The organism is Shewanella sp. ISTPL2, assembly GCF_013283205.1.
GTDB lineage: Bacteria > Pseudomonadota > Gammaproteobacteria > Enterobacterales > Shewanellaceae > Shewanella > Shewanella oncorhynchi.
The window spans coordinates 348793-370671 of the sequence record NZ_JAAPAV010000001.1; the positions used below are offsets into that span (position 1 = coordinate 348793).

The 21879-nt window shown below is 45.2% G+C and carries 19 protein-coding genes; 6 read left to right on the forward strand and 13 right to left on the reverse strand.

All coding sequences use genetic code 11. The features are described 5' to 3' along the window. Window positions 1-44 precede the first annotated feature (44 nt). The gene (purH, locus tag HUB64_RS01560; protein ID WP_173496224.1) at window positions 45-1643 is read right to left on the reverse strand and encodes a bifunctional phosphoribosylaminoimidazolecarboxamide formyltransferase/IMP cyclohydrolase; all 1599 of its coding nucleotides are present in this window, start codon (window positions 1641-1643) and stop codon (window positions 45-47) included. 352 nt (window positions 1644-1995) lie between these two features. Between purH and zntR the strand changes: the two genes are divergently transcribed. Continuing rightward, on the forward strand, window positions 1996-2496 hold the full coding sequence (zntR, locus tag HUB64_RS01565; RefSeq protein ID WP_173496225.1) for a Zn(2+)-responsive transcriptional regulator: 501 nt from the start codon (window positions 1996-1998) through the stop codon (window positions 2494-2496). Between the two features lie 2 nt (window positions 2497-2498). Then, window positions 2499-3995: a permease gene (locus tag HUB64_RS01570; protein WP_173496226.1), complete on the forward strand. Its 1497-nt coding sequence runs from the start codon at window positions 2499-2501 to the stop codon at window positions 3993-3995. A gap of 163 nt (window positions 3996-4158) precedes the next feature. On the opposite strand, the gene HUB64_RS01575 is transcribed toward HUB64_RS01570, so the two are convergent. Together HUB64_RS01575 and HUB64_RS01580 are read right to left on the reverse strand one after the other, a co-directional pair. Further along, window positions 4159-4860 carry a pseudouridine synthase gene (locus tag HUB64_RS01575; RefSeq protein ID WP_173247830.1) on the reverse strand — a complete coding sequence of 234 codons (702 nt, stop codon included), beginning with the start codon at window positions 4858-4860 and terminating at the stop codon, window positions 4159-4161. A gap of 261 nt (window positions 4861-5121) precedes the next feature. Then, window positions 5122-6288 carry an MFS transporter gene (locus tag HUB64_RS01580; protein WP_173496227.1) on the reverse strand — a complete coding sequence of 389 codons (1167 nt, stop codon included), beginning with the start codon at window positions 6286-6288 and terminating at the stop codon, window positions 5122-5124. Window positions 6289-6897: 609 nt separating this feature from the next. Here HUB64_RS01580 and HUB64_RS01585 point away from each other — a divergent pair. Beyond that, entirely contained in the window at window positions 6898-8298 is a 1401-nt protein-coding gene (locus HUB64_RS01585; RefSeq protein ID WP_105250382.1) for a DASS family sodium-coupled anion symporter, read from the forward strand. A gap of 164 nt (window positions 8299-8462) precedes the next feature. Here HUB64_RS01585 and HUB64_RS01590 read toward each other — a convergent pair whose 3' ends face one another. Both HUB64_RS01590 and trxC read right to left on the reverse strand, forming a co-directional pair. Beyond that, a complete protein-coding gene (locus HUB64_RS01590; protein ID WP_168827784.1) occupies window positions 8463-8897 on the reverse strand; it encodes a hypothetical protein in 435 nt (144 codons plus the stop codon). Window positions 8898-8955: 58 nt separating this feature from the next. Further along, on the reverse strand, window positions 8956-9378 hold the full coding sequence (trxC, locus tag HUB64_RS01595; RefSeq protein WP_211085999.1) for a thioredoxin TrxC: 423 nt from the start codon (window positions 9376-9378) through the stop codon (window positions 8956-8958). Window positions 9379-9612: 234 nt separating this feature from the next. Here trxC and HUB64_RS01600 point away from each other — a divergent pair, with 234 nt between their 5' ends. Both HUB64_RS01600 and HUB64_RS01605 read left to right on the forward strand, forming a co-directional pair. Next, window positions 9613-9948, forward strand: a complete 336-nt coding sequence (locus HUB64_RS01600; protein WP_168827783.1) for an FKBP-type peptidyl-prolyl cis-trans isomerase — start codon at window positions 9613-9615, stop codon at window positions 9946-9948. 142 nt (window positions 9949-10090) lie between these two features. Beyond that, window positions 10091-11068 (forward strand): sensor domain-containing diguanylate cyclase, encoded by a 978-nt coding sequence (locus HUB64_RS01605; protein WP_113939238.1) that lies wholly within the window; start codon window positions 10091-10093, stop codon window positions 11066-11068. Window positions 11069-11192: 124 nt separating this feature from the next. Here the strand turns inward: HUB64_RS01605 and HUB64_RS01610 are convergent, their stop codons facing one another. The 4 genes from HUB64_RS01610 to HUB64_RS01625 form a co-directional block, all read right to left on the reverse strand. Next, on the reverse strand, window positions 11193-11537 hold the full coding sequence (locus HUB64_RS01610) for a cytochrome c3 family protein (protein ID WP_105250378.1): 345 nt from the start codon (window positions 11535-11537) through the stop codon (window positions 11193-11195). Between the two features lie 69 nt (window positions 11538-11606). Next, window positions 11607-13286: an FAD-binding protein gene (locus HUB64_RS01615; protein WP_168827782.1), complete on the reverse strand. Its 1680-nt coding sequence runs from the start codon at window positions 13284-13286 to the stop codon at window positions 11607-11609. 441 nt (window positions 13287-13727) lie between these two features. Further along, a complete protein-coding gene (locus HUB64_RS01620; protein ID WP_173496228.1) occupies window positions 13728-15464 on the reverse strand; it encodes a tannase/feruloyl esterase family alpha/beta hydrolase in 1737 nt (578 codons plus the stop codon). 140 nt (window positions 15465-15604) lie between these two features. Then, complete coding sequence (locus HUB64_RS01625; RefSeq protein ID WP_173496229.1) at window positions 15605-16843, reverse strand: OprD family outer membrane porin; 1239 nt, start codon at window positions 16841-16843, stop codon at window positions 15605-15607. A 279-nt stretch (window positions 16844-17122) separates the two neighbouring features. Here HUB64_RS01625 and HUB64_RS01630 point away from each other — a divergent pair, with 279 nt between their 5' ends. Next, entirely contained in the window at window positions 17123-17842 is a 720-nt protein-coding gene (locus HUB64_RS01630; RefSeq protein ID WP_105250375.1) for a FadR/GntR family transcriptional regulator, read from the forward strand. On the opposite strand, the gene HUB64_RS01635 is transcribed toward HUB64_RS01630, so the two are convergent. The 4 genes from HUB64_RS01635 to HUB64_RS23285 form a co-directional block, all read right to left on the reverse strand. Then, entirely contained in the window at window positions 17839-18243 is a 405-nt protein-coding gene (locus HUB64_RS01635) for a DUF1850 domain-containing protein (protein ID WP_105250374.1), read from the reverse strand. The two genes, HUB64_RS01630 and HUB64_RS01635, sit on opposite strands and share 4 nt — an antisense overlap. 45 nt (window positions 18244-18288) lie before the next feature. Then, complete coding sequence (locus tag HUB64_RS01640) at window positions 18289-20322, reverse strand: TRAP transporter permease (RefSeq protein WP_131524216.1); 2034 nt, start codon at window positions 20320-20322, stop codon at window positions 18289-18291. A gap of 108 nt (window positions 20323-20430) precedes the next feature. Continuing rightward, window positions 20431-21387, reverse strand: a complete 957-nt coding sequence (locus tag HUB64_RS01645) for a TAXI family TRAP transporter solute-binding subunit (RefSeq protein ID WP_105250372.1) — start codon at window positions 21385-21387, stop codon at window positions 20431-20433. 279 nt (window positions 21388-21666) lie between these two features. Beyond that, window positions 21667-21789, reverse strand: a complete 123-nt coding sequence (locus tag HUB64_RS23285; protein WP_105250371.1) for a hypothetical protein — start codon at window positions 21787-21789, stop codon at window positions 21667-21669. Window positions 21790-21879 lie beyond the last annotated feature (90 nt).

The window sequence follows — 21879 nt, forward strand, 5'->3', positions numbered from 1 at the left end:
GAAAAGGCCCTAATCGCTAGGGCCAAGTTTGATTTAAGTTGTTATCAATGACGGAAGTGGCGCATGCCTGTCATCACCATGGCCATGCCGTGCTCGTCTGCTGCTGCGATGATTTCAGCATCGCGCATTGAGCCGCCCGGTTGGATGATGCAGCTAATGCCCGCAGCCGCTGCGGCATCAATACCGTCACGGAAGGGGAAGAAAGCATCGGATGCCATCACAGAGTTCACCACTTCTAAACCTTCATCGGCGGCCTTGATGCCAGCGATTTTAGCGCTGTAGACGCGGCTCATTTGGCCTGCGCCGACACCGATAGTCATGCCGTCTTTGGCATAAACGATGGCGTTAGATTTAACGAATTTCGCCACTTTCCAGCAGAACATTAAGTCTTTCAGTTCGCTTGCCGTAGGTTGACGTTTAGAAACCACTTTGATGTCTTCTAAACCGACCATACCTTGATCGCGATCTTGCACCAGTAAGCCGCCGTTAACACGTTTGTAGTCTAAGGTTTGGGTCTTAGTATTCCACTGACCACATTCTAATAAACGCACGTTGGTCTTTTTCGCAACCACATCGCGCGCCGCTTGGCTGACACTTGGGGCGATAATCACTTCAACGAATTGACGCTCAACGATCGCACTCGCCGTCGCAGCATCTAATTCGCCGTTGAAGGCGATAATGCCACCGAAGGCTGAGGTTGGGTCAGTTTGATAAGCGCGGTTATAGGCATCGAGTAAGTCTTTACCTAAGGCCACACCACAGGGGTTAGCGTGTTTAACGATAACGCAGGCGGGTTCCAAGAATTCTTTTACGCACTCAAGGGCGGCGTCGGTATCGGCAATGTTGTTGTAAGACAAGGCTTTGCCTTGCAACTGAATCGCGGTAGCCACAGAAGCTTCATCAATTTTAGTGTCAACATAGAAAGCCGCGGCTTGATGGCTGTTTTCGCCATAGCGTAAGTCTTGTTTCTTCACTAATTGGGTGTTGAACGTGCGTGGGAACTTAGAATCAGCAAAGCATTCGTCCGTGCTGTGTGCAGGAACCATAGTACCGAAGTAGTTGGCGATCATGCCATCGTAACCCGCAGTGTGCTCAAAGGCCGCAATCGCTAAATCGAAACGCGTCGCATGGGTCGTGCAGCCATTGTTAGCCGTCATTTCTGCAAGTACGCGTGAGTAATCGGCCGCATTCACCACGATAGTCACATCTTTATGGTTTTTCGCCGCAGCGCGCACCATAGTTGGACCGCCAATATCGATATTTTCGATAGCGTCTTCTAAGGTACAACCAGCTTTAGCCACAGTTTCAGCGAAGGGATAAAGGTTAACCGCAACCAGATCGATGGCATTGATATTGTTGTCGGCCATCACGCTTTCATCAAGACCGCGGCGCGCCAAAATGCCGCCGTGCACTTTAGGGTGCAGCGTCTTAACGCGACCGTCCATGATCTCAGGGTGTCCTGTGTAATCAGATACTTCGATAACAGGCACGCCGTTATCCGCTAACAGGCGAGCGGTGCCGCCAGTTGATAACAGTTCCACACCTTGGGCGTGAAGTGCTTTGGCGAACTCGAGAATTCCGGTTTTATCTGAAACGCTTAACAGCGCGCGACGAATGGGTCTGGCATTATTTGCAGCAGTCATTTGGGTACAGGGTCCAGTTATTTTAGTTTCAAGGATCTTTCGGAAAACAGAACAGCCTTAACGTTGTACTGCTTTCCAAAAGTCCCTTGGTCCTATTTTTACTTTATTAGCTAACTTTTTATCCCTTCGTCACAGCGCGCGTATTCTAGCGTAAAACTCGATTTACGGGTGTTTTTTCTGCGTGATTTCACAATATTCATATCAGAACAAAGCGGCATTGCCGTGTTGGCTTTCAGTAAAGTTAAAATTACCTCTTGACCTTGGAGTAGGCTCCAAGGTTTATACTTGCACTATTGAGTTGTATGCTGGAAATGATCCCTGAGTTGTAGGCTATTTCGCAAAGGATGAAGACATGTATCGTATTGGTGAATTGGCGGATTTATGTGAGGTGAAAGCCGACACGTTAAGATTCTACGAGAAGCACGGCCTACTCGCGCCGTCGAGCCGTACTGAGTCTGGCTATCGAGTATATACCGAGGCCGATGCTGCGCGATTACGCTTTATTTTACGGGCGAAAGCTGTGGGTTTTACCCTCAATGAAATCAGTGAATTGCTGTCAATTGAACTCGATAAATCTAACCGAGTCTGTGCCGATGTAAAAGGCATGGTTGATTGTAAATTGTCTCAAGTACAGGCCAAAATTGCTGAGCTGAATCATTTTCAAGCGAGTTTACAAAGCTTGTCTGATGCTTGCTGTGGTGGGCCACGTAGCGCCGAACATTGTTCTATTTTAGAGGCGTTGGAGTCCAGCACTGAGCGGGTACGCGTTGAGCATCACTCTCATAATGTAAATCAGCACCAAGCGCACCAGAATCATCACGGCAAAGCCATTTATGAAGAGTCAGGGAATTAATTATGTTACTGAAGAATTTTATTGATCTGTTTTTAGACTCGGCGCCTTGGTTGTTACTGGGCCTGATTTTAGCTGGGCTATTAAAAGTATTCGTGCCAATGGCGTGGATGCAAAAGCAGCTCGGTGGTCACGGTTTTAAAACCGTAGTGAAAGCGGCGCTGCTTGGCGCACCTTTACCTTTGTGTTCTTGTGGCGTTATTCCTGCAGCAGTTGGGCTGCGCCGTTCTGGTGCATCTAAAGCGGCCACCACCTCCTTTTTAGTCTCAACCCCTGAAACGGGCGTCGATTCCATCGCGGTTTCTTATGTGTTACTTGGTCCCTTTATGGCAATCATTAGACCGATTGCAGCGATTACCAGTGCGATAGTGGCGGGCTTACTCGTTGGTCGCGATGATGACGATGGCAAGTCAGTGGTTAAGGTAGATACTCAATCAGATAAGCCATTAGAGGGTGAGGCGTCTTGCTGCGCTTCAAAATCAGTGGCTCAGCCAGAGATGGTAAAAGCCGAAGCGGTTAAAAGCTGCTGCTCATCGACTACGCCTACGATAACGCCCGTAAAGTCTTCCTGCTGTGGTAATGACAATGTTGATGCACCTGCAGCCGAGCCAAAGCCGAAGATCAAAATGACGCCTATGGCGGCGCAGAGCTTGATGGCAGGTCCTTCAAGTGTTATGGCTGTTGGCAGTCAAACCATGGGATCTGCTCAAACTATGGGTTCTGTGGTTAAGGTTAACGCTGCTAAAGCAGAAAGCGTGGGGTCATGTTGTGGCAGCCAAACCACAGAGCCTGAAAAAATAGTGGTGGTGAAAAAAGGCGCTTGCTGTGGTGGCAGTGCTAAGGATGCAGAGCAGGTGAGTACTAACACTGCAGGCGATAGCTGCTGTGCCTCTACTCAAGATATGGCGACTGAATTTAAGTCGCAATCGGTACTCAGTCGTATCGGAATTGGCCTTAAATATGCGGCAACGGATTTAGTGCGTGATACTACGCTGTGGCTGCTGGTGGGCTTATTTTTCGCAGCTCTGGTACAAACCTATGTGCCGGCTGACTTTTTGGCTAAATGGGGCGATGGCATTCTGGCTATGCTAGTGATGGTGCTCGTTTCTGTGCCTATGTATATTTGCGCGACCGCATCGACACCGATTGCCGCTGGATTATTATTGGCGGGTGTGTCACCGGGTGCTGTACTCGTGTTTATGATGGCAGGTCCGGCAACCAATATCGCGACTTTAGGCATAGTGGCTAAAGAGCTAGGTAAACGTGCGCTGTGGGGCTACCTTGGCGGTGTGATTGGCGTGGCTTTAGTGGCCGGTATGTTGGTCAATTATCTGGTTAATACCTTTGGTTTTGTGGTGATGCCACAAATTGGTGAAGAGCACCAAATGTTACCTCAATGGTTAGTGGCAACCTCTGGCATATTGTTGGCGTTACTCATGGCAAAAGTGGTTTTTGAGAAGATCCCAAGAAGCTGGGTTCGCCGCAACGATTGCTGTTCTTAGTCGATTCATATTCCGCTAAGCAGTATCAAACAAATAAACATCCCAGTGTTGTTGCTAACACTGGGATTTTTTATGGGATTGATTTGCAAACCTATCAGTATTTGTTTGCTTTTTTAACGTCGATAAACGTAGGCGGCCTGTCGGCTTCAGCCTTGTTAATCAATTAGGATGTGAAGGAGCTTATCTCCGCCAAGGTTAAGTTGCGCCATTTCCCTACATCGATATCTAAGGCCACTGCGCCAATTTGCGCCCTGTGTAGGGCAACCACTTTATTGCCCACGGCGGCAAACATCCTTTTGACTTGATGAAACTTGCCTTCGGTGAGCGTGAGTAGCACGGTTTTTTCATCCACTTGCTGCAGTGTTGCTGGCAGAGTGAGGGCAGTTTCGCCCTGTAGATTTAGCCCAGCGGCAAACTTTGCGGCTATGGCTGCAGTCGCTTCGCTGTCGAGTGGATCTCGCAGTTGAACACGATAGATTTTTTCGCACTGATATTGAGGCGAGATAATATTAAACGACCAGCGGCCATCATCAGTCAGTAGCACTAAGCCTGTGGTATCAGCATCTAGGCGGCCAACGATGTGCAGGTCAAATGCGCGATCGATATTGAGCAGATGAAATAGCGAAGGGTAGGCTCCATCCACATTTGAGCACAAGGTATTAGCAGGTTTGTGCAACATGATATAGCGAGATGGGCGTGGCGCTAGCGGCTTTCCATTAAGGCTGACAGTATTATTTTCATGCACTTGCATCGCACAGTTTGTCGCGATAGCGCCATTGACTGTGATTGAGCCGCTAAGAATGGTGACTTTTGCGGCTTTGCGATCAAGATCTGTGCTTTTACAGAGGAATTTATCGAGGCGCATAGTTAAATCTCAGGAAAAACAATCAGCACAGGTGTTTAAGTAAGCTGCATTATCGCGACTTAGGGAGGATAAGCAACTGCCCTGTCTGAATGTTAAAACTAAGCGTACTGATTTTTAACGTTATGACCTTTGTGGAGCATTTTGCTGTTCGTTTTGTGTTGATTTGACCGCAGATGTTTTCTATTTGAGCCACTCTATGAGCATGTCGTTCATTAAGTGGCTGCTTATTGAGTCGCAGTGCAATGTATTTTATGGGACTTGTTAAGGCGAGGAAAAACTTGGCTTAGTATTAATAAGTAATTGAGCAAAAATGTAAATACTGCTCAGAATACAGCATATTCCTAAATAAATGAGTAAGCCGAACTCCGTTTGGCCAAAACTGCTGGCAACTAATGGGCCTATTACTGACCCCACCGAATAGCTCAGTAGCATCACTTGAGTCGCTGAAACAATTTGGCTAGCAGGCAAGTCGTCACAAGCTAAGCTGATTGCAATCGGGTAAAGGGCAAAAGCGCTGGCGCCAAGCAAGAGAAATCCAATAATCAGCGTCATATTTGAATGCTGAGTGAGCAGTAATAATGCTGCGACACCCAGTAGGCAAAAGCTTACTATCAAGCCACTTTTGTTAACTCGAGGAGATAAATAACTGACTAAAGGTTGTACCAGCATGCCACCCACTATGATGAGGGCCATAAATTGTCCTGTTTGCTGATCAAGCCCCATATCCAGTGCCACATAGATGGGAAGTAAACCATAGATAGGGCCAAGCAATAATCCAGAGACTAAACATCCCATAATGGCAGGCTGACTTAGGTTTTTTAGCGCAGACAATGACATTGATTGTTGTTCGCTTACCTGAGGTTGACCGCGTTTTACCAGTAGCGCGGGTAAACTTGCCGCGGCTAATAATCCCATGATCACTAGGTAAGGTAGATTGCCCTTTGTACCTAAATAATCAATGGCTAATTGTCCTAAGGCAGTGCCTCCATAAAGCGCTGTCATATAAAGTCCAAGCCGCTTAGCGCGTTGCTTTTGGGTATCGGCCATTAATAGCCATGATTCAACAACCACAAAAATCCCTGCAACCGCAAATCCCGCTATAAGTCGAGAGGCTAACCAGACTCCACTTTTGGGGATTAATATCATAGCGACAACGCTGCAAAGAAGGATATTCAAAAAAAGGATAAAGGCTTTACTGTGGCCGATACGGGCAACAACAGGAGCAATACAAGGCGCCCCCAGTAATAAACCTAAATAAAAAATACTGGCCAGTAATGGAGCAAGTGAGGTGCTGAGTTCGAAAAAAGTGAGCGACAGGGGGATTAAGCTCATCAAGTAGCCTGATGCCAAAGCAAACAAACTTAACCCTGCTACGGGGACGAAAAGGCTGGGCTTTTGAGCCGACTGAGTTAAGGCAATTTTTTCCACGGGCGGTTCCGAAAACAGACAAATAATATACAGCGGGCGGGGTTGCGGTCGCGACTTTAGGCTGGATCGCTGACAGGGTAAAGTGAGTTAGATTGACTGTGGTGGTGAATAATATTTGTGTTTACGATTCATGTAGATATTGGGTTTTCTATGTTGCCTTGTTGCAATACGTTTGTGTTGGTCGCTTGCTGTTCACTGCGTCGCAGTTTTAGTGCACATTCAACGATATCTAGATTCGATTTAGCGCTACACATTCAATTTTGTGCCAAATTGGGGGAATAATATCTAATCCTACCAATGATCAGAAGGTATGATTAATTAGTTGATTATCACCTTGGTAAAAAGTGTGGCGTGATCTATATCTCAGTTTTAAACATTAATTAAATTACAACGTGGGCAAGGTTTTGTTCGATCTTTGTCCGTTTGAAATTTTAAAACAAAGGTGTCGATCAGAATTTGGTGATTATTGTCGCTAATCGGCCGTTTGTGCGTGCTAGCTCAGCAATAAATGTTGTTGCCAAGTGATAAAATTACAAAATAAACCGCTTTGCCAAGTGTGATCTATGCCCTAAATTTGCGTCAAAATAAAATGGTATTAAGGTTGTAACCATGTCTTTAACAGATTCAAGTACTGCTCCACCTAATCAAGCTCCCGTCAGCGAGGGGCTCGATAAGAAAAAAATGCTGATCCTAGTGGCTGATATTGTGCTGTTATTTGCACTTTATTACGGTTTACCTTTCGAACAAGGGGTGAATACTGGGCTGGCCATTTTGTTCTTCGCCGCGATTCTTTGGCTGACCGAAGCGATTCATATCAGTATCACTGCGATTCTCGTTCCTATACTCGCCGTATTCTTTGGGGTGTTTGAAACCAAGGAGGCGATGAGTAACTTTGCCAATCCCATCATTTACTTATTCTTTGGGGGTTTCGTCTTGGCTGCGGCCTTGCACCATCAAAAGATTGATACCCTCATAGCGCAAAAGCTGCTGCTAGCCTCTAAAGGCAAACTCAGTATCGCCTGTTTGATGCTGTTTGGAGTAACTGCGCTGCTATCGATGTGGATCAGCAATACCGCGACCACGGCGATGATGTTGCCATTGGCTCTCGGGATTTTGCAGCAGCTCGACCGCGAAAAATACCACAGCACCTATGTATTTCTACTGCTCGGGATTGCCTATTCGGCCAACATAGGCGGTATTGGTACTTTAGTGGGTAGCCCACCGAATGCGATTGCTGCGGCCCAAGTGGGCTTAAGTTTTAGTGATTGGCTGAAGTTTGGTATTCCAACCGTTATCCTCATGCTACCTATGATGTTGATTGCCTTGTATTGGTATTTTAAGCCTGATCTTTCTGCCAAATTCGATGTAGATGTTGAAGCTCAGAAGCTGACATTTCAGGGGAAATTTACTCTGCTTATCTTCCTGACTACCGTATGTTGCTGGATTTTCAGTGTGCCGTTAGCCAAGGCATTAGGTGGCATCACTCAGTTTGATACCATAGTCGCCTTAGGGGCCGTCGTTTTACTCTCGGGCTTAGGTTTGGTCGGCTGGAAGAAAATTGAATCGACCACAGATTGGGGTGTACTCATATTGTTTGGTGGTGGTTTAACACTGAGCGCAGTACTAAAAACGACTGGCACTAGCGTATTTTTAGCTCACTGGATGACAGATATTTTCGGTAGCACTCACATGTCGTTGTTCGTCTTTGCTGTGATTGCTTTTGTGGTGATGTTGACTGAATTTGCCAGTAACACCGCCAGCGCTGCACTGTTAGTGCCTGTATTTGCTGCGATTGCTGAGGCATTAGGCATATCGCCTGTGATGTTATCTGTGCTGATTGGTATTGCAGCTTCTTGCGCCTTTATGCTGCCGGTGGCGACACCGCCCAATGCTATCGTTTATGGTTCTGGCCATATCAAGCAATCGGAAATGGTGCGAGTGGGTATGATCATCAACTTTATCAGTATGATAGTCTTGGGTATTATCGCCCATACCTTCTGGGATATTTAACACTGATATAGTTCATGGCAACTTTGTGTTTTAACGTTGTCGCTAGAATAGTATTCGCCTTATGAAGAGCATAGGGCGGATACTGATTTTGTTTTTAGCAGAGTCGTTGTACCGAGTTTTTGGGCTTAGTGTTTCGAAGCTTACTCTATGCTTATGTTTTGCACTTAATTTGAGGTTAAGTTGCGACTAAAAGTATTTGCGCTATAAATTGCTTGATGTTGATAACGTAGATAAAAGATTTCTTTTACGTTGATGATATCAATCTGTTCAATATCATTTTTATATAATACGGGAGTGGTATCGCCTTCAGTGACAGTAACGGCTTGTAAAATAATAGGCTTATCTGTCATGGCAAAAAACACTTCTGCTTGCTGTAAATTCTCTGAAAGATAAACATAAGCTGTCTGCGGCTCGGCAGAATTATGATCACTGCGAGTAAAGGCGATCCCTTGCTCGAATGGGCGAATGCATTGCTGAGTGTTATCGTTCCAAGTCCCTCCCTTGTCGAGACAAGTATCAATTGTGAGATGTTGTTGTAAACCCCATCCCGTCACCACTAGCAAGAGTACTGCGCCCAGTAAGAACATTGCTTTTTTCAATTTTCGTTACCTTTACAAAATTAGCTCGGCTGAGCGGTTGTATCTTAGCTCAATCCTCTTATTTATAGGCATTTAACCATTGGTTTAACGCTGAGGAGGGCAAAGCTCCGGCTTGCTGGGCGAGTATGTGGCCTTGTTTAAAAATCATTAAGGTTGGAATAGATCGAATATTAAATTGAGCCGCGAGGGCTTGCTGTTCTTCAGTATTGATTTTACCGAAGCGAAATTGAGGCTCCCAAGTCTTAGCTGCTGCAGAAAAGATGGGCGCAAAACTTTTACAGGGCCCACACCAGCTGGCCCAAAAGTCAACGACTAGGGGAAGCTCTGATTTATTAGCATGGTTGGCAAAGTTTGCGCTAGTGAGTTCAATCGGCGCAGCCGTAAAGACACTGAGCTTACATTTACCGCAAGTAGGTTGCTGGTTTACGCGCTCATCGGGAACGCGGTTTAACGTATCGCAATGGGGGCAGGCAATAATCATGGCAAAGCTCCAAAATAAAACGTTTATACGACTTATATATTGGGCTAACGGACGGTTATTTAAAGGGCGAGTGATGATGTTATCGCCCATGATGACCTTATTCTCAAGGATAAAGCAGTGAACCGAGCCGCAGAAATGTTTAGATTGCGCCGACAAGCCCGCTCTTCGGTGATAAAATCCTGCGCAAAGTTGAATATCACGCCCTAAGTGCGAACAAGAAAAGAGAATGAAGATATGACTGAATTAGAAGTAATCGATCTGCAAGTGGGCGAAGGAAAAGAAGCGATAAAAGGTGCGCTGATCACCACCCAATATCGTGGATTTTTGCAGGATGGTACCCAATTCGATTCATCCTATGATCGTGGTCAGGCGTTTCAATGTGTGATTGGCACTGGCCGTGTGATTAAAGGCTGGGATCAAGGTATTATGGGGATGAAAGTCGGTGGCAAACGTAAGTTGTTAGTCCCTGCTCATTTAGCCTATGGCGAGCGTCAAGTGGGGGCACATATCAAACCAAATTCTGATCTCACCTTTGAGATCGAATTGCTCGAAGTGCTGACTCGCGACTAAGCGTGACAGGACTGCGAGAGTCTGTGTAAGCTCGATTGAGCCAATATGATTCTGGCTCATCTTGCACTCTTCACTATGTTGCTTCGGCATAGGGTGATTTACACTAGACTCAATTTTCCCACTTAAAGGAAAGAGATTTGTCGTGGCTTCGGATACTGCAGCAGAGTTAATTGCGCAACTTCAGGCTGAGATCGCTCAGCTAAAAAGTGAAAACGCTCATTTAGCAGCGTTGAATTATCGTGCCGAAGAAAAACTCTTTGCGGCCCTCGATGGTAATGGTTTATGTCTATGGGAACAGCATATTCCAAGCGGAAATTTAACCATATTTAACATGCGCTGGGGCGAAATGCTCGGGTTTAGTCCTGAAGAGTTTGCTGCCCATGTTGATATCTGGAAAAGTAAATTACACCCCGAAGATAAAGAATGGGTGATAAAAGCCTTTGAAGATCATGTGAATGGTCAAGCCGATTACTATCAAGCAGTTCACAGAATGCTACACAAAGATGGCAGCATAACCTGGGTGTCCGATCGTGGGCGTATTGTCGAGCGCTTAGCTGATGGAACACCACTGCGAATGATGGGCAGCCATATCGATATTACGCAAGAAAAGCGCTACGAAATAGATTTAGCCCGCTTAGCCCACAGTGATCCACTCACCAACTTAATGAATCGCCAAGCTATTGCCAAAGTATTCGATGAATCTTCGCAACCAGGTATTCGCGGAGCGTTATTTTTTATCGACCTTGATGGTTTTAAAGCGTTAAATGACCGTCACGGACACAAGTTTGGTGACAGCCTGTTGATGCACGTTGCGCATACTTTGGTATCTCACGCCGGTGAATTCGCGCAGATCGCACGGTTAGGTGGCGACGAGTTTGTGATATTACTGCCGTCATTTGATCGTGAATCTTTAGGGGCGCTCGCACAATCATTGCTCGATGTTTATCGAGATAAATTCCTGCTAGAAGGTTGTGAAGTGGAGGTAGGCCTGAGTATCGGTATTGATATATTTGGCTATGGTGATAGTTTTGCCGAGAGTTGTGATCGCGCGGATGCCGCCATGTATCGCGTGAAACACCAAGGAAAGCATGGATATTGTTTTTATCAGTCGTCGGAATAATGATCCAAGCCTGCAGATCTTAGTAATACTTAATTTATATTTGATTACAGTGCCTTATTCGAACAAAAAACCACCTTTAATGGTGGTTTTTTGTTTTTAGCTTTTTAAGCTTAGTGTCATCAGCTTATGGAGTTACAAAATTAAATGGTTGATGGCAACTGACACAATAGTTTTCAGATTTTTTGTGTACATGGTGGCACTTACTGCAATCAGTTTCGGTGTCGAAGTGGCGATTTTTATGGGGATTGGTTGGTTTTACATCCGCCGTTTTTTCCGCTAATTTCTTAGTGTTGTGGCATTGTACACACTTGAGCATAGGGACGGCTTGTCGTTCTTCTGCACCATGGCAGCTTGCACATTTAAGCCCTTTCGCCATATGAGTTTGATCGAGTAAAGTACTCTCTTTAGCGAACGCGCTGCCAGCGAAAATACCCAAAATAATAGCCAATATAATTGTTAAGTTTTTCATTGTTTGATCCCATTATTCATTTCACAGGATGCCAAAATGTGAGGCATCCATTATTGATGACTATGTGTTCTATAGTTTTGCTACATATTTGCCAGCTAAATAGCCGAAGGTGTAGCAGCGACCTAAAGACAAGCCAAATACCGTTAATGGGTAGTCAACGCCACCATAGAAACCTGCGCCTAGGTTACCAACAATGAATAAACCTGGAATTTCCTTACCATCGGCATCAAGTACTTGGTGGTTGTCGTTAACGAGAATTCCTGAACATAAAGTAGAAATACGCATACGACGGTGAATACCGTAAAACGGTGGTTTGAGTACTGGTACCATTTTGCTTTTAGGTTTACCGAAGTCCTCATCTTTACCTTTTTTGCACAGCTCGTTATAACGGCTAACGCTGGCAACAAAGGTTTTTGGATCGCACTCTAACTTCACAGCCAATTCTTCTAATGTGTTAGCTGAATGGGTGTTGATCAAAGAGGGAAATACTCCTGTTTTCTCACCAGGAACTTCAGGCATGTAAACTTTAAGCTCTTCAGGAGAATAGAGGTGGCCAGGCCAATCCTTCGCTTGCGTCATATAGTCAGAATCAAATACTTGTGAGTAATGCCCCGCATTCTGCTCATCTTTCAAGTAGTTATTCATTAGAGACATCTCAACCTTCTCATTCACAAAGCGCTCACCTTTACGGTTTACCGCTAAGAATGGCATGTCACACATGGAAGCCGGGCCGGCATCGAAGTCGTGCAACATTTTGGTATGTCCAACAGGTTCAATAACGCCGCCAGCCCAATAGGCCATAGCAAAACCGTCACCGGTACGATCCATTTGTTTACGTTCGAAGTTTTTCAGTTCGGGGATGAAGAAGTCACACATGGCTTTGTTATTTTGATAGTCACCAGAGGACAGAATGACACCTTTCTTCGCCATGTATTTGTGGTACTTACCATCACGAGTTTGAGCAATAACGCCGATGACTTTTCCTGACTCATCCTGGATTAATTGTTGTGCAGGAGTATTAAAGAAAAACTTAACGCCTGCTTTTTCCGCTGTTTTAGCTAATGCGCGCATAGCATCACCCGTGGTGTAGGGTTTAGGGCCGCAGAAAGAAGTGATAAAATTTAAACGGTCATCAGTATCAGCAATTCCGCGAATACCGTGCTGCACTTTAGTTCCTTGGTCAACAATCTGGCCGCCACCTTGTTTAACTCTATCGATAACCCAAGTGACAGCTTCACCTGAATTGTAAGCCCATTGCTTAAGAAGACCGGGATGTGAACGGTGCGCGTTATCCGCCATTAAACGGCTAACTAAAGCTTCAATTGCTGATTTATCACTGTTTTTCAGGTCAATTCCTGAACCTGTGTTTCCTTGAGAGACAGGGATGGCTTGCTTTTGTAAACACGCAACGGTTGCACCACTTTCTCTGGCGGATAGAGCCGCAGGCACACCAGAGGCTCCAGCACCGACGACGACGACATCAAAGGTTTGGGTTGTTGCAATATCTTTATCAGCAATAGGTTTTGGCTTAGGTAGAAAATTGAGCGTTGCGCCGCCAATTTCGCCATATTCAGTGCCAACTTGAAGTGGTGCAGCACTCGCTGAAGCAATACCAAGACTTGCAAAGGCTAAGCCACCACTTCCCACTGCAGCTCGAGTTAGGAAACTTCTTCGAGATATACCATTCTGAAGCACGCTAGCAGTGTATTGATCGATTTCTTTCGGTTTCTGTGAATGCTCTTTACTCATTTTGATACTCCTTGGGTCCTCATTGCTAAGGTCGATATGACATCGTTAGCAACGACAATGGATCTGGCCATAACCGCATGTGATTTGTTTGCTTTAAAAACTAGAAGTGCAGTTGCGTGAAAGTGATTAAATTCTCATTCATTAACAACATACGTTTAAATGTATGACATATGACAATAAACCAAAAGAGGTATTAATTACATCTTTGCAGTGCTTCACAAAATGCTGGCATTTTGAGCGATGAATGTGATTATTCTTTTTAAAACAATCTAATATAGGACTTTATTGAATGAATAAGTTTGGCGACGCGGGAAATATGAGCGTCTGATTTTATGCATGTTTAAGTAGTTAACAAATAGGGACTATTTATAAATAAACATGATTTGAGGTAGGCCACCTCAACAATATTGAGGTGGCCTTTGGGCTTTAATGCCCTAGGGATTATTTAGGTGTTACACAGGTAAAATTGGCGGCATCTTCAATATTGCCTATGCCATTATATTTTGCGAATTGGGGGTATGGGCAGAGGACCCGAGTTCTGCTTTTTGACCAATCACTGGGTAATTCGGCATTTTCAGGGCGGACTGAAGCCGTGATGTTTTGGGGTTCGACTCCTTTTTCAACCCAGTCAACCAATGCGCGGATCATGTTAAATTTATCTGTGGTAGGACCGCTGCCGCAATGATTCATCCCAGGGATAAGGAATAAACGGGCGAAGGTTTCTGCGTGCCCAGCATTGGCCTCGGCTAATTCGTTATACCAGTTCACTGTATCATTGGCTGAAAATACGGGGTCAGATGTTCCATGGAACAACATCATCTTAGCGCCGCGATTTTTTATGACCGAAAGATCCGTTGGCTGGGGCGGTGTCATAAAGTCTATACCCGATTCGGAGTAAATCGAATCCGTGGCATAGATCCGTTGGGTATCCTCATCCATGCTAAATGATTGCACAAATTCCAAACTGGATTGTTCAGTTGCACCATTAAAGGGGGTTGGTGGCGAACTAAAAATAAAACCAACGGCACCAGGGTCTCGATTGAGCGCCATGTTATATTCCCAGGAAGCCCAACCAGATGCGCCGATACCCGCATCGTATGGGAAGTCAGTATAAATGGCTTCACCTGTCTTGCTGTTATGGGGCCCTGCCATGATATTGCCGAGTACCTGCTTTTGCTCTGCTGTTAAGCAGGTATTATCTCTGTCACTTGAACAGGTTGGAACATCACGTTCAAGGTCAAAGGTCTTTTGACAGGAATAGGTGTCGGTAATAATGCCATCGCTCACACCGTCAAGGGCATCACACTGCTCGAGGACTTTTTGGGAAACGAGGGAGAATTCTTCAGGGGTAATGGCGGTTTGTAGTGTGGCTAAAATATCAGGACCATCAAATTCAACCAGCTTTGAATACTCTTGAACACCATACATTTGCGCTACTGCAGCTTTAGGTAAGTTAAATCCAGGGTTGCCTACTAGAAAGCCATCGTACATATCGGCAAAACGACTGGCCGCGACCATAGTGTGTCTACCACCGTTAGAACAACCGGCAAAATATGATCTATCAGGTTGCTTACCATATGCTTTTTCTATTAAAGCTTTCGCCATTGGCGTTAATTCGGCCACAGCATTGTAACCATAGTCAAGCCTTGCTTGAGGATCTAAACCAAAGAAAGGGATTGGTGCTGGATGCCCCATATCAGAACTTATCACAGCGAACCCTTCATTGAGGGCGGCAGAATCTGGGCCTGCGGAAAACACTAAGCGGCCAACCGCCTTAGCGATCGAACCGTCGAGGCCGCCATTGGCTTGATAATAGAATCGACCATTCCAGTTAGTGGGTAAACGCATTTCAAAGCCGATCGCATAGCGGGTTTCTCCCGCAATGCCAGTTCCCATCCTTTCATTCATATAACCCGTCACTAAACAATGTTCTGGTGCTCGGTAACGTTCAGTAGCGCTATATTCAACATTGCCAGCCGCAATAATTTGTGAGTTCGTTATCACAGTATTTTTGAAATTATATTGTGAAGCAATTTCACTACATAGATTCAGTGTGGCGGGTGTGGCCGAGGCTAACTGTGGTAATGGGGTTTCGGCGTTATCGTTATTTCCACATCCGCTAAATAAAAAACATGACATAGCAACGGCTGGAATAAGTAAGAAATTCTTTGTTTCCATTTAATCTCAATCCTTAAGTCAAAGTGTTTACCGCAACTTTTAGTTGGGTATGGGTAATTTTGCGGTACAAAAATTGGGTGTATCGAACAAGGCTGATACACCCATATAAGTTTTGGTGCAGGGGAGTTAAAACTGATGAACTATTTACCTAAGGCAAATTTATAAGTGACATATAAACGCAGATCGTCAAGATCTTCAGCTTGATCAAAATCGACCATGGCATAACGCGCCTTAAGACCTAGGCCCGATAACATGCCTGAAAATTTATAGGCGATTGAAAAGTTTGTTTCATTAAAATCTGACGCAGTCCCCTCTGGCACATCGTACTGCCCATAGAAGGCATAGGCTTCTAATCCACTCGCCCCTAATTTTTCAAAGTCATAGGCCAGCTTTAACGCGTTGACCTCTTCATTCGCCCGTGCAGATTGATATACCTGTTGAATGACCACTTTTTCATCGCCCCATGGGGTCAGCACTGTGTCATCCCCGGTTTTGGCGTACATATAAGTGAGATCTGCCCCCGCCAATTTGGCGCCTAGATGGAAGCCATATTGATAGGTATCGAGTGGGCCGCCGGTTTCTTCACCTATTGCCTGTTGAGTTAAATAGGAAGGTGTTAAGTACAAATTCGTTGGACCAACATCAGCGGCTAATTTCACTTTGGCATAGGTTTGATTGAAAACATCTTCCATGCTGTAGTGCCAAAGATGGGCTTCAGTTTGGACTGTCTTAAAGGGCAATTGATATTTAGCACCTAGGGCATAAACTGGGTTATCGGCAACATCTGCCACAATACCCGCTCTTGCTAATTCGCTTTGTACCGCCTCTTTTACGGATACGAAGCTATTATCAGACCAGCCCATGGAATCTGTAATATAGAGTGCTGATAACGTTAGATTGTCAACACTCTTATTTTCTGCTGAAAAGCCGCGAAAAGTTCGTGGGATCGCACGAATGTCATGGGGATTCATCATTGGTGTGCGCAGTTCTTGTGCACCTAATTTGAATTGAGTATCCCACCAATTACCTTGGACAAAATACTCCTGTAAACGGTTGACGTTGTCATGGTCGCCAGCGGCATCGCGAGCAACTAGGCCGTAGACATCATCTGAATCATTGGTCCAAATGGGATTTGCAGATACGAAGCTGGTCCCAAAACTGAGGCCATTCACTTTTGCGGTATTGTAATAAAACAGTCCGCCAAATGACGTATCGTGTTTAGTGTTCGTCGTATTATCAAAGTCACGGGTAAAATCGAATAAGCGTAATTCCCCTTTTAACGTACCTTGGCTAAACATTTGATCAATGCTGGTATCAGCTGTAGCAGGAATCGCTAGCGTAGATAGCACAAGCAAAGATAAATAAGATTTTTTCATCATCATCTTCCCTATTATTAGTAAGCCCTGATCAGAATTGTCTGAGCTAGTTAAAGAAATTATGTTTAACATTCTTAGGTTAAATGTATGACGTATGACTAATGTCGACAACGAAGTTAAGATGAATATGAGAAACTAGTTACGAAATTCGCACAGATGTTACTTGGATCAACAAAGATGAACGTTTTTTAATCACTAATGTAGGAAAGATGAGAGTACTTTTTCTGCGTTAATGCGGTTTTATGCTAGTATGGCGACACTAAGCATATTTGGGATAATCAAGTGCATATCTTCAAGCCAATTAAGCAGATAAGAGCATCGAGTGAAGTCGGGCAGCAACTGAAAAATGCTATTTTAGATGGCGAATACAAGGCTGGCGATAAATTACCCTCTGAGCGCGAATTAATAGAATTATTTCAAGTTAGCCGTACTGTGGTGAGAGAGGCGATCAAAAGCCTCGAAGCGGGTGGATTAGTGGAGATTCGCCAAGGTGCAACAGGTGGCGCATTTGTTAAGCACTTAACCTTTGAACGTTTAAGTGATGCTTGCCAAGATTTATTTCTAATGGGGAAACTTTCCCTTCCTGAACTGTGTCAAGCACGCATGCTGATTGAACCGCAAGTGGCTAGAATGGCTGCTAAAAATTGCACTCCAGAGCAAGCTAAAGCTTTGCAAGAGGCGAATAGTCATGAAAGTGACTCATTGGCTTATCCCGAAACTGTCATATTGCGATCTCAAGTACATTATTTGCTCGCTGAAATGTCTGGAAATCGCTTTTTAGAAGCGATCGTAAAATCCTTGTTGGTTTTATTAAGTAATCAAACGACTAAGTTTCAGCCACCGACTGATGAAATTCATCCTTTAGGTTTGCATGATGTCATTGTCGAAGCGGTTATCGCAAAAGATGGGGCGAAAGCTGAGGCCGAAATGTTTGCACACCTTGAGGATTTTAATCAGCGCCTAATAGAAATTGAGCGTAAATATATGGATAAACGCACTTAAGGCAAAGAGTTGCAACCCCATAGTTCAACCGCGGCTGTTTGTTTGTTGGGTACGCCAATCCAATGACTCATGGCTTGGCATTGCACTTTTCCTGAGATTTGAGTGAAGCAAAGTTCAAAATCCCCTGCTTCGGGTGTGCGACCTAAGCGCAACACAGGCAAAATGGGCAGTTTGGGCTGATAATGCCAGCTGCCATTTTTAAGATAGGCATCATCTGGGATTTCCATTCCAGCACCCGTACCTTTCACTCTTGCTTCGACCAACACTAATCCTTGTGGGGTGACGTTATAGTCTTCCTCCCAGCGAATTTTTTCTATGCTATGGTTCCATGCCAAGGTGAAGTTGTCTGTGGGCACTTGGGCCCACAGTGTGCCCGCTAGGCCTAAGCACAGGCCTAGCATCTGTTTACCTTCAATGGCTGATTAACAACCAATAATCTCAAGAGCTTATCCTTGCTCTGCAAGACGTTTGAGTTTGCGTGCTCGCCAGCTGTGTTGCACGATAAATAGCAGCGCGAGCCCAAAGCCAATTTCATCACTCAACGGCGTAGCAAGAATTAAGCTCGCACCTGCAAGGAAGCCGATAACGCGTTCCCACCAGTAGAGTTTTTGTAATAGATATCCGGTAAAGATGACGCCCCAAATACCAATACCCACAGTCGCTTTTAGCAAGACAAACCCTGTAGCTAACCAGCTATCACCTTGAAGCATCAAAGCGGGATCGTAAACCGCCATAAAGGGGATCACAAAACCTGCAATGGCGATACGGATTGCCCAAAGGCTGATCTTAAGACCAGATTCCTTCGCGATTGGCGCTGCGGCAAAACAGGCTAAGGCAACGGGAGGCGTGAGATCGGCCATGATGCCGAAATAAAATACAAACATATGCGACACAATCAGTGGCACACCGAGATCGAGTAATGCGGGAGCGGCAATCGAGCTAGTAATTATGTAGTTAGGGATCGTGGGGATCCCCATTCCGAGCACTAGGCAAGTGACCATAGTTAACACGAGTGATAAGAACAAGTTATCTTGGCCAACGGCAAGAATATAGCTCGCGAAGGTCGAGGCAATTCCTGTCAGTGACACTATGCCGATAATCACACCGACTAAAGCACAGGCGATACCCACAGGCACGGCATGACGGGCGCCTTCTACCAGTGCATGCAAGCAGATGGTGAGAGTATCTCTGCCGCCTTTAATAAACCAACAAATGGCGACTAATAAGGCGATAACCCCAAATACGACTCCGATCCCGAGTTGGAAGAAGCCAGCGCATAGGATGCCAAGGGCAATCCAAAAGGCAATCCGCATCGCCATTGAGGAAAGCCGCAGTACTATGGCTGAGCCTAAAATTACTATCGATGTGAGGGCGAGTCCTACCATGCCTGAGAACAGCGGCGTTCTACCCGAAAACAGCAAGTAGACTAAAATAAACAAGGGGATAAGGAGATACCAACGCTCTTTAATTGCCGCCCATGGATTAGGGCACTGATCTTTAGGCAGGCCACAGAGATTGGCGCGTTTGGCTTCTAAATGCACCATCCAAAATACGGAGCAGAAATAAAGTAGCGCAGGGATCAATGCCGCTTTGGCTATCTCGATAAAGGGGACGTTAATGGTTTCGGCCATAATAAAGGCCACTGCACCCATGATCGGCGGCATGATTTGGCTGCCCATACTCGATGTTGCCTCTACCCCGCCGGCGAAGGCTGGGCGATAACCGAATCGTTTCATGAGTGGAATGGTAAATTGGCCCGTTGTGACCACGTTGGCAACACCTGATCCTGTAATCGTCCCCATCAATGCCGATGACACTACTGCAACTTTTGCAGGACCGCCGAGCTTGTGGCCAAATAATCCCATGGCAAAGTCGGTAAATAAACGGATCATTCCGGCTTGTTCTAAAAAGGAGCCGAAGAGAATAAACAGGAATATATACGTCGCCGACACATAGGTTGGTGTGCCGTATAACCCTTCGGTACCGAAGGCTAATTGATTGATGATCTGATCGAATCCATAGCCGCGGTGCATTAAGTCACCGGGTAAATATTGGCCAAATAAGCCATACATCAAAAAGATGCTACAGATGATAGGTAGCGCCCAGCCCATGACTCGGCGCGCTGCTTCAAACACTAATACGATCAAAGTGATACCTATCACTATATCCGCATCGGTCAGATCGCCTGAACGTTGAATTAAGTCGGCTTCGAAATACCACTGATAAGCCGCTGTGGCCATGCCAGCTAGACCGAGTAGCCAAGCGAGTGGCTGCCAAGGCTGAGATTTTCCTCTAGCGGGATAACTTAAAAAAACCACTAACAGTAAAAAGCCTACATGGGTGGCACGCAGTACTTGAGTCGAGACGGGATGAAAAGCGGCAGTGATGATTTGAAAAATAGAAAAAATTAAGGCTGTATAAAATAGAGCCTTGGGCCAATCGCCAGTATTTGCGCTGAGACCTTGTTGGGGATCACTCATATTATGCCTCACAGCATTAGACTACAGAGATGATATAAACGAGATGCCGTTATTTAACGGCATCTCAATTGCTTAGTTTGGAATAGGATGCACAGATATCAGTAAAACTTAGAGTGCACCAACTTCTTTGTAATAACGTTCTGCACCTGGGTGCAGTGGTATTGGCAGATTTTTCGTCGCTTTATCTACGCTGATGGTCTTCGCGGCGGAGTGCGCGTTACCTAGTCGGTCTAAGTGCTCGAACATGAGTTTTGTCATCTGATAGGCTAAATCATCCGATACACCGCTTTGAGTCACCAGTAAATTTTGAATGGCGACGGTAGAAACGTCGGTGGTTTGGCCTTCATAGGTCGATGCTGGGATCACGCCATGTTGATAGGCGGGATTGTTAATCTTAGCGATCACATCTTCTGGAATTTCAACAAAGTTGATTGCCATAGTCGCAGCTAAGTCACGGATAGCAGCCATGCCGAGACCGGAAGATTGTAACGTGGCGTCCAATTGACGATTTTTGATTAGCTCAACGGATTCGGCATAGGGTAAAAACTCGACTTTCCCCATGTCTTCGTAACTTAATCCCGCAGCCTTGAAAATCGATCTGGCATTGAGTTCTGTCCCTGATTTAGGGGCACCCACTGAGATGCGTTTTCCCTTTAAATCGGCCAAGGTTTTAATGCCAGACTCTTTATTGGCGACGATTTGAATGTAGTTAGGATAAGCCGAGGCAAGTACTCGGATTTTATCCAGCGGCGTTTTAAAGCCTGCATCAATATCACCTTGATATGCTGCTGCGACTGAATCACCTAAAGCGAACGCTAATTCACCACGACCCGCTTGCAATAAATTGAGGTTTTCTACTGAGGCTTTAGTTGCTTGAACTGAGGTTTTAGAACCTTCGATTCCTGTGCCGTAGAGTTGCGACAGCGCAACGCCAATAGGATAATACACACCACTGGTGCCGCCTGTGAGAATGTTGATAAAGGCGGGGGCAGCAGCCATAGCGGCAGCACTGAGTGTGAGAGTCACTGCTGCGCCGACGGCGACAAAACGTTTTTTGATTTTCATTATGAAATATCCTTATTTTTTATAGTGTTATGTAGGGTCTTTCGAGCGGTAAATACCGTAATCAGCTCAATATAACTACATAAAACCTGGAAAAGGTCAATTAGGCTATAGTCGATAGCTGCTACTTTTGTATCACAAAACTGAGATCTGAGACTGTTTTGAGCAAGGTTGTATTGTGAGGTAAAACTTGGTTGGTTCAATGCAGCGGGCAATAAAAAGGGCTAACCTAAGTTAACCCTATTTGTGTTATTAGAGGACAAACCTCCTAATAACAAGACACTATTTAGTGTTATCTAAGAAACCTTTAGTTGCGTTTTTCGCATGTTTTGCTGCTCTTTTCTCTTTAGGAGACATCAGCGGTTGTTTCTTCGATTCTTTACGGTTTTTTTGCTCTTTACTCATATAAAACTCCATGTACTCTTTGGTTATTCATCAGGCTAATCATGTAAGCCGTACTTAATTGAACCTATTCCATGACGTCCTGATTGAAGC

Excerpts from the sequence above, each read along its gene's own strand:
- HUB64_RS01615 (WP_168827782.1), bottom strand. The coding sequence starts at position 13,286 with ATGAGTAAAGAGCATTCACAGAAACCGAAAGAAATCGATCAATACACT.
- HUB64_RS01635 (WP_105250374.1), bottom strand. The coding sequence starts at position 18,243 with ATGCTAGGCCTGTGCTTAGGCCTAGCGGGCACACTGTGGGCCCAAGTG.
- HUB64_RS23285 (WP_105250371.1), bottom strand. The coding sequence starts at position 21,789 with ATGAGTAAAGAGCAAAAAAACCGTAAAGAATCGAAGAAACAACCGCTG.
- HUB64_RS01645 (WP_105250372.1), bottom strand. The coding sequence starts at position 21,387 with ATGAAAATCAAAAAACGTTTTGTCGCCGTCGGCGCAGCAGTGACTCTC.
- HUB64_RS01600 (WP_168827783.1), top strand. The coding sequence starts at position 9,613 with ATGACTGAATTAGAAGTAATCGATCTGCAAGTGGGCGAAGGAAAAGAA.
- HUB64_RS01575 (WP_173247830.1), bottom strand. The coding sequence starts at position 4,860 with ATGCGCCTCGATAAATTCCTCTGTAAAAGCACAGATCTTGATCGCAAA.
- HUB64_RS01610 (WP_105250378.1), bottom strand. The coding sequence starts at position 11,537 with ATGAAAAACTTAACAATTATATTGGCTATTATTTTGGGTATTTTCGCT.
- HUB64_RS01570 (WP_173496226.1), top strand. The coding sequence starts at position 2,499 with ATGTTACTGAAGAATTTTATTGATCTGTTTTTAGACTCGGCGCCTTGG.
- HUB64_RS01640 (WP_131524216.1), bottom strand. The coding sequence starts at position 20,322 with ATGAGTGATCCCCAACAAGGTCTCAGCGCAAATACTGGCGATTGGCCC.
- HUB64_RS01620 (WP_173496228.1), bottom strand. The coding sequence starts at position 15,464 with ATGGAAACAAAGAATTTCTTACTTATTCCAGCCGTTGCTATGTCATGT.
- purH (WP_173496224.1), bottom strand. The coding sequence starts at position 1,643 with ATGACTGCTGCAAATAATGCCAGACCCATTCGTCGCGCGCTGTTAAGC.
- HUB64_RS01625 (WP_173496229.1), bottom strand. The coding sequence starts at position 16,843 with ATGATGAAAAAATCTTATTTATCTTTGCTTGTGCTATCTACGCTAGCG.
- HUB64_RS01585 (WP_105250382.1), top strand. The coding sequence starts at position 6,898 with ATGTCTTTAACAGATTCAAGTACTGCTCCACCTAATCAAGCTCCCGTC.
- zntR (WP_173496225.1), top strand. The coding sequence starts at position 1,996 with ATGTATCGTATTGGTGAATTGGCGGATTTATGTGAGGTGAAAGCCGAC.
- trxC (WP_211085999.1), bottom strand. The coding sequence starts at position 9,378 with ATGATTATTGCCTGCCCCCATTGCGATACGTTAAACCGCGTTCCCGAT.